The organism is Alcanivorax nanhaiticus (genome assembly GCF_000756665.1).
In the GTDB taxonomy this organism is placed as follows: domain Bacteria; phylum Pseudomonadota; class Gammaproteobacteria; order Pseudomonadales; family Alcanivoracaceae; genus Alcanivorax; species Alcanivorax nanhaiticus.
In genome coordinates this window covers 1-9,973 of record NZ_ARXV01000027.1, presented here as the reverse complement: position 1 = coordinate 9,973, position 9,973 = coordinate 1, and the positions used below count along the sequence as shown (strand labels likewise).

General features: G+C 57.8%; 6 protein-coding genes. 3 read left to right on the top strand and 3 right to left on the bottom strand.

Annotated elements, in window-relative coordinates; all coding sequences use genetic code 11:
- Positions 1-90: 90 nt before the first annotated feature.
- Positions 91-5,655, top strand: coding sequence for an alpha-2-macroglobulin family protein (locus Y5S_RS18900; protein WP_035235517.1), 5,565 nt, complete (start codon positions 91-93; stop codon positions 5,653-5,655).
- Positions 5,656-5,866: 211 nt separating this feature from the next.
- Complete coding sequence (locus Y5S_RS18895) at positions 5,867-6,265, top strand: hypothetical protein (protein WP_035235514.1); 399 nt, start codon at positions 5,867-5,869, stop codon at positions 6,263-6,265.
- A gap of 429 nt (positions 6,266-6,694) precedes the next feature.
- On the opposite strand, the gene Y5S_RS18890 is transcribed toward Y5S_RS18895, so the two are convergent.
- Positions 6,695-7,210, bottom strand: coding sequence for an outer membrane beta-barrel protein (locus Y5S_RS18890; RefSeq protein ID WP_035235511.1), 516 nt, complete (start codon positions 7,208-7,210; stop codon positions 6,695-6,697).
- 111 nt (positions 7,211-7,321) lie between these two features.
- Between Y5S_RS18890 and Y5S_RS18885 the strand changes: the two genes are divergently transcribed.
- Positions 7,322-7,915 (top strand): HAD family hydrolase, encoded by a 594-nt coding sequence (locus tag Y5S_RS18885; RefSeq protein ID WP_035235509.1) that lies wholly within the window; start codon positions 7,322-7,324, stop codon positions 7,913-7,915.
- Between the two features lie 26 nt (positions 7,916-7,941).
- Here the strand turns inward: Y5S_RS18885 and Y5S_RS18880 are convergent, their stop codons facing one another.
- Together Y5S_RS18880 and Y5S_RS18875 are read right to left on the bottom strand one after the other, a co-directional pair.
- Positions 7,942-8,544 (bottom strand): GNAT family N-acetyltransferase, encoded by a 603-nt coding sequence (locus Y5S_RS18880; RefSeq protein ID WP_035235506.1) that lies wholly within the window; start codon positions 8,542-8,544, stop codon positions 7,942-7,944.
- Positions 8,545-8,705: 161 nt separating this feature from the next.
- Positions 8,706-9,731: a GGDEF domain-containing protein gene (locus Y5S_RS18875; protein ID WP_035235503.1), complete on the bottom strand. Its 1,026-nt coding sequence runs from the start codon at positions 9,729-9,731 to the stop codon at positions 8,706-8,708.
- Positions 9,732-9,973: the final 242 nt, after the last annotated feature.

Here is a 9,973-nt window from a genome sequence, read left to right as displayed (position 1 = left end):
TGGTAGTGTGAACAGGCCCTAAGGCAATACACCGAATGGCAGTACTGATGTGCTATGTTTGTCCGATTCATTGAACAAGGGAAAAGACTGATGCCAATGTCGCTTGCAACAGTGTTTCGCCTCCTGTTGATCACCGCCAGCATGCTGCTGGTGGCCTGTGATGACAAGCCGGCGGACACTTCAGGGAAGACCGCAGCGGAGCAAACCTCAGCCGTGACTCCACCGGCCTTAACACCGCTGGATGATCGCTGGCAGCAACATCTCGATGCGTTGCCGGGGGGCACGATCAGTGCCAGGGCTCCGATTACCGTGCGCTTCAGTCACCCCGTGTTCAGTGAGCAAGTTGTAGGCCGGTCGGTATCCGGGGTGGTCAGCCTCAAGCCGGAGCTGCCGCACGAGGCTGTTGCTGTGGCTGTCGACCGGTTGGAAATTCGCCCTGCGGCAGCACTGGAGGGCGGGCAATCGTTGCAGCTGAGTCTGTATGCCCAAGGCTTGCAGGCAGTGGATGACGAGATTCCTGCTGCCGTATTCGACCTACAGGTGCTACGCCAGCAAATGAGCCTGACGGTGGAGTCACTGCTGCCAAGTGAAGAAGGGACAGACATGACCCTGTCCGGCAGCCTGCAAACCCGGGACATAGCAGACAATGCTGCAGTGGAACAGGCGCTGCAGGTGAAGGGGCCGGGTAAACCGGTGCTGAGCTGGCAGCATGATGCGGCAGGGCTGCAGCATGCCTTTACCGTAACCGGCATCGCCCGGGGAGACAGTGAAGGGACCTTGACGGTGAGCTGGGATGGTTCCGCCCTGGGCGTGGATAACCAGGGGGAGCGCCATTACGGCGTACCGGCCCGGACTATCTTTGCCATCACCAATGTACGAGCGGTGAATTATCCCAAGCCTCATGTGGAGGTGAACTTTTCCGAGCCGCTTCAAGGAACCCAGAACCTGATGGGGCTGGTGACGCTGGACCGGAATCTGAAACCGCGTACCGAGGTAGATGGTAGCCGGTTGCGGGTCTATCCCGATGACAATAGCGAAGAGTCCGTCAAGCTGGTGATCGAAGGCGGAGTTCGCTCTGCCAAAGGTGTCCGCCTCGACAAGAAACTGGAAAAAACCATTACCCTGATGATGTCCCGGCCGGGCGTTCGCTTTGTGGGTAAAGGTACCATCTTGCCGGACGGCAAGACGCTGAGCGTGCCTTTCGAGGCGGCCTCTGTCAGCTCTGTCAAGGTGCAGGCGTTCCGGGTGTTTGATGACAACATGGGTATCTACCTGCAGGGCAGTGACCTGGATGAGGGGGATCATGACAGCCGCACCGGGCGTTATCTCTGGCAAAAAACGCTGAGTCTCCCCGCCAACGGCGACGGCTGGCAACGTTACCAGCTGGATCTCACCGAGCTGATGGCCACGCACCCCAATGGTCTGGTGATGCTAACGCTGACCATTGATGGTGAGGACATTAGCTACGATTGCCCGGCCGGTGCCCTGACGCGCAAGGCCAGCTTGCCGGAAGACTACGACGGTCCTGGACAGGAAGAGCCAGGTGAGGATCGTTTCAGTCGTTATTACGATGATGCGGGCTACCTGAGCTGGTATGAACAGGATAATCCCTGTTCCGACAGCTACTACCGTTACAACGATCTTGCCAGCAGCACCCGGGCTTTCCTGGCCTCCAACCTGGGCTTGATCGCCAAACGGGGAGAAGACCAGCAACTGCATGTGGTGGCCACCAGCCTGAATGACAATGAGCCCGCCGAGGCCGTGGTCGTGAAGGTCTATAACTATCAGCAACAGCAGATTGGTATGGGCCTCACCAATGATGACGGCATGGTGCAGATCGCGCTGGACGGCACACCGTTTTATCTCAAGGCCAGCAAGGATCGCGACACCGGGTTCCTCAAGCTGGCGCGCAACCGTGCCTTGCCCACCAACCAGTTCAACACCGGTGGCGTACGGGTTCGTGATGGCCTGAAGGGCTTCTTCTACGGCGAGCGTGATGTTTGGCGTCCGGGTGATGACATTCATCTCACCTTTATTCTTGAAGACAAGAACGACCAGATTCCCGATGACCACCCGCTCACGCTGGACTGGTTCGATCCGCGTGGCAACAAGGTCAACAGCTACACTCTCGAACAGCCTGTGAATGGTTTTTATGCCTTTACCCTGAGTACGGAAGAAGAGGCGCCCACCGGCAACTGGCGTGCGGTGGCTCGTCTGGGGCAGCGTTACTTTGATACTCCCGTCAGAGTCGAAGCCATCAAACCCAACCGACTGAAGATTGATCTGGCCTTGCCAGAAAAAGTGTCGGCCAATCAGTCCCAACCGGTGACGCTATTTACTCAGTGGCTCAATGGCGCCACCGCGGCCAACCTCAAGGCCGATGTGAAAGTCCGCGCCCGAGCCGTGACCACTCGATTCGAAGGGCTGGATGCTTATCAATTTGATGATGGTACTCGTGCGCTCGGCAGCGAACCCTTTACCGCCTTTGATGCCAGCGTGAACAGTGAAGGCAAGGCCAGCTTCCCGCTCACCGTGCCTGCCGAACAACCACCGGGCATGATGCGGGCGACGCTCACCTCACGGGTATTCGAGAACAGCGGTGATTACAGTACCCAGATTCGCAGTGTCCCGGTTTACCCCTACTCCCAGTGGGTGGGGATGCGTATTCCCAAAGGCAGTGGCTGGGGCGGAGCCCTGGCACGCAATGAACAGCATGGGATTGATCTGATCAGTGTGGACAGCGATGGCAAACCGCTGGCATCACGTCCACTGTCCCTGACAGTCTATGAGATCGATTGGCGCTGGTGGTGGGATCGCTCCGGCGATGATCTCACTCACTTCATTAGTGATCCGCATACCAAGGTCATCCGCGAAGCACAAATCACCACCGATACCCAGGGGCGTGCTCAATGGACGCTGGATGGTGAAGATTATGACTGGGGTCGTCATCTGATCCGGGTGTGTGACCAGCGCAGCGAACACTGTGCTTCCCAGACCGTGTATCTGGGCTGGAGCTGGGATCAGGCTTCCGGTAGCCAGGACGCCGCTACCCGTTTGAGCCTTGGAGCCGACAAGGATCGCTATCAGGTTGGGGAGACTGCGCGCATCGAGTTGCCTGCCATCGCGGAAGGCCGCTTGTTGGTAAGTCTGGAGAATGGCTCTGCGGTGCTGAAGCAATTCTGGCAGCCCGCCACCGGCCAGGCCCAGACCCTGGAGATTCCGGTCAGAGCCGACATGGCACCCAATGTGTATGTGCATGTGGCGCTGCTGCAGCCACATCAACGCGATAATGATCGCCCGATTCGTCTCTATGGGGTGGTGCCGCTGTTGGTGGATGACCCCGCCAACCAGCTGACTCCCCAGATCGACGCACCTGAAAAAGTGAAGCCGGAGCAAACCTTCACCGTAGAAGTGACGGAAAAGCAGGGCAGGGCAATGACCTATACCCTGGCGCTGGTGGATGAAGGGCTGCTGGGGCTGACCAACTTTCGCACCCCGGACCCCCACGATGCTTTCTACCGTCGCGAAGCCCTGGGCGTATTGACCTGGGACCTGTTCGACCTGGTGGCCGGGGCATACGGTGCCGAACTGGATCAGCTGCTGGCCCTGGGGGGCTCAGACAGCGCCGATGACGGCCGCGACAAACGACGCCGACGTTTCCCGCCAGTGGTGGAGTTCCTTGGTCCCTTTACGCTGGAAGCGGGGAGTACCGGCAAACATGAAATCACCTTGCCGCCTTACATGGGGCAGGTACGTGTCATGGTGGTGGCCGGTGACAATGGGGCTTACGGCAAAGCCGATCAGGACATCACCGTCACCCAGCCGCTCACCCTGCTGAGCAGTTTGCCGCGTGTATTGGGCCCGGGCGAAAGTGTGTCCTTGCCGGTGACCGTGTTCGTGACAGATGACAGCATCAGCAAGGTGACGCTGTCCGTAGAGGCGGATGAAGAGTTGTTCAGTCTGGATGCGGACAGTGCTTCGCTGACCTTTACCGGACCGTCCGACCAGATCGCCATGCTGCGGCTCACTGCCAAACAGCAAACCGGGATGGGCGAGATCAAGGTGACCGCTAAAGCGGGCAAACACCGGGCAACGGAAACCGTCAATCTGCCGGTACGTGCAGCCAACCCGCCCACCACCCGTGACACTTTCAAGGTGCTGGAGAAAGGCGAAATCTGGGCGCTGGAAACCGCGCCTCATGGTTTGCCGGGTACCAACAGTGCCTCGCTGGCAGTCAGCACCTTGCCGGCCATGGGGCTGGAGCGTCGTCTCCAGTATCTGTTGCGCTACCCCCATGGCTGCATCGAGCAGACGACTTCTGCAGCGCTTCCGCAGCTTTATCTACCGCAGCTCATGAACCTGAGTGACCAGCAAAAGCAGGATATTCAGACTCATATTGATGCGGCTATCAGTCGTCTGCAGCGGTTCCAGCTGGCCAATGGCGGTTTCAGCTATTGGCCGGGCCTGGCGGATGCCAGCGATTGGGGCTCCACCTACGCCGGTCACTTCCTGCTGGAAGCGCGTCGTCTGGGTTATGCGGTGCCGGTGACCATGCTGGATAACTGGTTGGCCTGGCAGATCCGCCGCAGCCAGAGCCTGGGTGATCGCCCCTGGCAGTGGAGTGCAGAAGCCTACCGGCAGTACACCCTGGCGCTGGCGGGCAAGCCCCAAGTGGGCGCCATGAATCGCCTGCGCGAGCGCTTGCAGGCAGCGCAGAAGGATTATCGCCAAAGCAGCAGCTATCACAGTGGCCGGTGGTTGTTGGCGGCGGCCTACCAGCAGATGGGCTTGTCGGATGTGGCGGCAGAACTGACCACGCTTGCCATGGATGACCTGCAGCAGGATGGTGCCAGCTATACCTATGGCTCCCAGCTGCGTGATCAGGCCATCCGTCTTACTGTTACCCAGGCTCAGGGGCGCAACCAGCAGGCCTGGTCTCTGGCTCGAGATATCGCCGCAGAGCTCTCCGGTGATGGCTGGTACAGCACCCAGACCACTGCCTGGTCACTCATGGCCATGGCTCGTTACGCGGGTAGTCAGAGTGACGACAAGTCCTACGCCTATGCGCTGAAAGAGGGTAAGGGGCGTTGGCAGGACATTGCTGCCACCTCTCCGGTGACGCAGCAAGCCTTGCATTCTGGAGCCCAGGCACTGACCGTGCGCAACGACAGTGAGCGCAAGCTGTTTGTCACCCTCAGTCAGACTGGCACCCCGGCCCCGGGCAATGAGATGGCCAGCAGTGAAGGGTTGGCGCTTTCAGTCCGTTTCCTTGCTGATGGTAAACCGCTGAATCCAGCCACCCTGAAACAGGGCCAGGACTTTACGGCTCAAGTTACCGTGCAGAATCTCACTGGCCGTACCCTGGAAGATGTGGCGCTGACCCAGATCATGCCGTCAGGTTGGCAGCTGACCAGCAGCCGGCTGGATGGTAGCGCCGAGAACAGTGAGCGAGTCACCTGGCAGGACTTGCGCGATGACCGGGTCATGCATTACTTCGACCTCAAGCCTGGTAGCAAGCAAAGCCTTACCCTACAGGTTGAGCTTAACGCCTCCTTTGCGGGCCGCTACTATCTGCCAGCCTGGACGGTGGAAGCCATGTACGATGGCCGCTACCAGGCCCGCAGCAAAGGGCAGTGGGTGGAAGTGAAGAGGTAACCTGGCGTCAGAGGAAGCTGTCCTTTTTGGAAGTATGCGTGCACGCGGAATGTGTTTCACCATCGCGTGCAGGCATGCTCCCACAGCAGCCTTGCTGGTGATGGAATCGTCGAGGGTTGCGATTCCCGTCTTCCTCTTCAGGCGCAGGAAGCGAGCTTCAGAGAGCCTGAGCGGTTTCACAATATCGACTTAAATGAAGGAAAGAACAGCCATGATGAAATGGCGATTGATCCTGTCCAGCGCTGCTCTCGCGGTGGTGCTGTGTATGTGGTACTACACCTTCGTCTGGCAGAAGAGCCAGCCGCCGGAAGGAGGCGTCAGGGTGGTTCAGCAACAAAGCAGTGATGGCGTTGATTGGTACATCAGCCTGTACGATAGCGGCCGCACTCACTGGCAGGCCAGCGGAAGCAACTTCAATCTGCAAGTGGATAAGCTAGGTAATGATGGCTTTGCCGTTGATCTTGAATACCGCACCGGCGAGACCCGCCGCCACATCCAGCAGCAATTGCGGCTGGAACCCGGACTCAGCCTGATCGCCGCCTTTGGGGAAGATCAATACAGCGATACTCCCCATCGGGTTTTGCTGGACCGAATCGTTTCCGAACAGTAAGCCTTTACCCCTCTGTGGGAGCGACGGTTCCGTCGCGAAGGGGCGCGCCGATAGGCAAGCCATCGTGATCGAACGCCCACTCCTGCAAGAGCCAGTGAAGATTGCGATGTTTTTGTGGGAGTGACGGTTCCGTCGCGAAGGGGCGCGCCGATAGGCAAGCCATCGTGGTCGAACGCCCACTCCCACAAGAGCCAGTGAAGATTACGATGTGTTGTGGGAGCGACGGTTCCGTCGCGAAAGGGCGTGCCGATAGGCAAGCCATCGTGGTCGAACGCCCACTCCCGCAAGAGCCAGTGAAGGTTGCGATGTGTTGTGGGAGCGGCGGTTCCGCCGCGAAGGGGGAGCCCAGACAGGAAACCCTCGCGCTATCCCCAAACAAAGAAAGGCGCCAACGGCGCCTTTCTTTTTGATGGTGCTAGCAGACGCATATCAGAACGCGAAGCGGACACCTGCACCGAGCATGTCTACGTTCAGTTCGTTATCAAAGCGCATGTACTCGGCGTAGACATACAGCTTGTCCATCACATCGACAGTCGCACCCAGCCCACCAAACGCATCGGAAGAGGAGTCATCATCGCTGCCAAATAGCGGGTGGTCGATGTCGTAGTCAGTGTTTGCCACGCCGCCTTTGGCATAAACCCCAACCGGCCCCAGTTCCAGGCTCAGCAGGCCTGCCAGTGTCAGGGCTCCACCTTCTACCATAAAGCCGGAATCACTCTCGACTTCACCAAAATCATAATAGCCGACTTCCACCCCGACCAGTTCGATAGGACGCCAGCCGAGGAACAGGCCCAGAGTCGTGTCGCTGTCATCGAACTCAATGTTATCGACTTCCTCGTCCACAGAGGCGTTGTAGAGGCCACCGCCGATATAAAGACCGGCGCTGGACAGTGAAGCCAGAGAAGACAGAATAGCGATGGAAAATAGTTGTTGTAGGCGTTTCATTGTTATCTCTCCCTGATGGTTGGTCTCAGGCAGTATTACCCAGAATTGACGGTTTGTGTATGGGGTGCTTCACAATGTGTGTGGAGTAAGCGGCTTCAATAAGGATGGGATATGGCTCAAAGAACATTGGCGGCGTTACAGGGGGTCATTTTTGATCTGGATGGCACCTTGGTGGATTCACGGCTGGATTTCCGGGAAATCCGGGAGGCAGTAGGTTGTCCGGCTGGAACAGGAGTGCTGGAGTTTATCGCCGGGTTGCCAGCGGATCAGCAAGCTGCCGCCCACGCGGTTGTGCTTCGCCATGAAATGGCCGGCGCGCAAAGAGCACAATGGATGCCCGGTGCGGAGTCATGCCTGGAGCGTCTGAAGGCGAGTCATGTACCGATAGCCATCCTCACCCGTAATGCCCGCGAAGTCGCTGAACTGACGCTCCACCGGCTGGGGGTAAAAGTGGAGTGCCTGCTGGGGCGTGAAGATGCAGCACCCAAACCCGCGCCCGATGGCTTGCTCAAAATCGCCCGGCAATGGCGGTTACCGGTGGCAAGGCTAGCCTACGTGGGGGATTTTCGATTTGATCTGGAAGCCGCAAGACAGGCCGGAATGACTGGCATCTACTATGATCCGGTGTGCTCCGGCGCGCATGCGGAGCTGGCGGATATCGTGATTCATCACTTCGACGAGCTACTGCCTGCCGGAAAGCGCTGAGGCGATTATCTCTATCGCCCGAGCGCTTATTTGCGAGGCAAACGTAACATGGCCCAGTGCATCACTGCACCGCCAGGCAGATAGCCGTGGTGAACAATCTCGAAACCGAAACGCCGGTACAGCGAGACATTCTCAGCGTTATGGGTATCCAGATAGGCTGGCATACCTTCCTGGTCGAAACGTTCCAGCGTAGGACGTAACAGCGCAGACCCCAGTCCCTTGCCCTGTCTGGCCGGCTCGACGCCAAAAACGCTTAGATAATAGTGTGGGGTATCGATGATGGTGTGGTGCATGGCAAACATGCCATCCAGAGCCCGGAGTTGACGGAGCACAGCCGGAATACCCTGGCCCAGCAGGCCGGGGATCACGCCAAGGCGAAGCAGGTCCAGAGTGGTGTGGCGCATGGTATCGGAGGGAACCCACAGCGCGGCCCCATCTGTACTGTCTTCGGGGTGAACGATTTCGCCTTTGAGATGAGTATGGCGAAGCATGAACTGGAACGTGATATAGCTCTGTCGTTCCCGTTTTGTATCGTTCGGGAAAAAGTATTTGAACAGGGGGTCCTGGTAAAAGGCCCTGCTCAACATGCCGGCCAACGTATCGGTATCCGAATGAAACATGGCTGCCATTGAGGCTTGTTCCCGTTTTTATTGGAATGTTGCCCGTTAAGGGCTTAAGGAGCTGCTGAAGAGCGCCTCACCCCCTCAGGGTGTTTTCACAATCGTATATTTTCAGCCGGCTCGATGTCGATGTTGCAATCTGGCGTTATTGAGATAACACCATGCGGTGGCTAGCTCATGATCCGGTTACGCCCCGTGGCTTTTGCCTTGTAGAGCTTTTCGTCGGCACTTCGGGTAAGGGCATCGAGAGTGTCTCCACCGGCGCCCAGCTGCGCTATACCACCGCTTACCGTCAGCGTTACCGGGGTGCCCTCCAGATCCAGGGCTGCGCGTGCCAGTTTGTGGCGAATTTTCTCGGCGACAACGAATGCCTGATCCGCGTTGGTATCGGGTAATAACAGACAAAACTCTTCTCCCCCCATGCGTGCCACCAGATCAGTCTGGCGAACCGCAGTGCGCATCAGATTGGCAAAATACTGCAGCGCCTTGTCGCCAGCAGCATGTCCGTGGGTGTCGTTGATACGCTTGAAGAAATCCAGATCAAGCAACACCAGCGACATGGGGCTGGCCAGTCGCTGATGACGCAGACGTTCATGATCAAAGCGACTTTGTAGATGAGCGCGGTTAGGTAGCTGGGTGAGCGGATCAGAATGCGCCTGCCGGGTGAGTCGCTGCTCTGATTGCTCCCGGGTAATCTCATACACATGGGAGAAGGCGATCAGGCAGAGGGTGAGCACCCCGATATTGGCCAGAATCACGGGCTCCATCATTTCAGGGTCGTCCCCAAAGCGATGAAAAAAGATGGCAGCCGCAATACCGATGTACAGCAACGTGAGACCGAGCCCCTTAATTCGCCCCACCAGGAGATGAGCGACAATGGGAATCAGGAAGATCCAGATAAAGATATTGACGGTGGATTTTGGGGCGGCCATGGCCACCATCATGATGCTGAAAAAGGGAAACAGGTACGCCATTGCCCAGAATTCCACTCGCTGGGTCTGTCGGACAATGAAGAACAGCGTGATGGAATAGGTGGCCATCACGAGTTCGGCCACCGCTACAATGAAGTTGTCTCTGCCGAAGTTGATCCACGCAAATAGCAGGCCGCTAAAGAAGGTGATAATCAGCAGGGCATTTAACAGGGCTTTGCGGTACGGGCGGGCAAGATGCTGCTGATAAGCGGGAGGACTGAACATTAGGCAGGAATTCTCGGGTATTTGGGGTGATGCCTTTATGCCATCACTGCGCAATTTTTATCCTAACAGAGGTATCGTGGTGGAGGTAGGGCGAACGCTGTCGTGTCCTACAGTTAATCATTCTGGCAAAAGCCATCGCGGTCGAACGCCCGTATTCGCTACGCTCACCCTTCGGGCCGTCCTGCGGACGTTACTTCGCTGCGCTTTGTTCCCACAGAGCCGGGAGGTCGTGATGTTTTGTG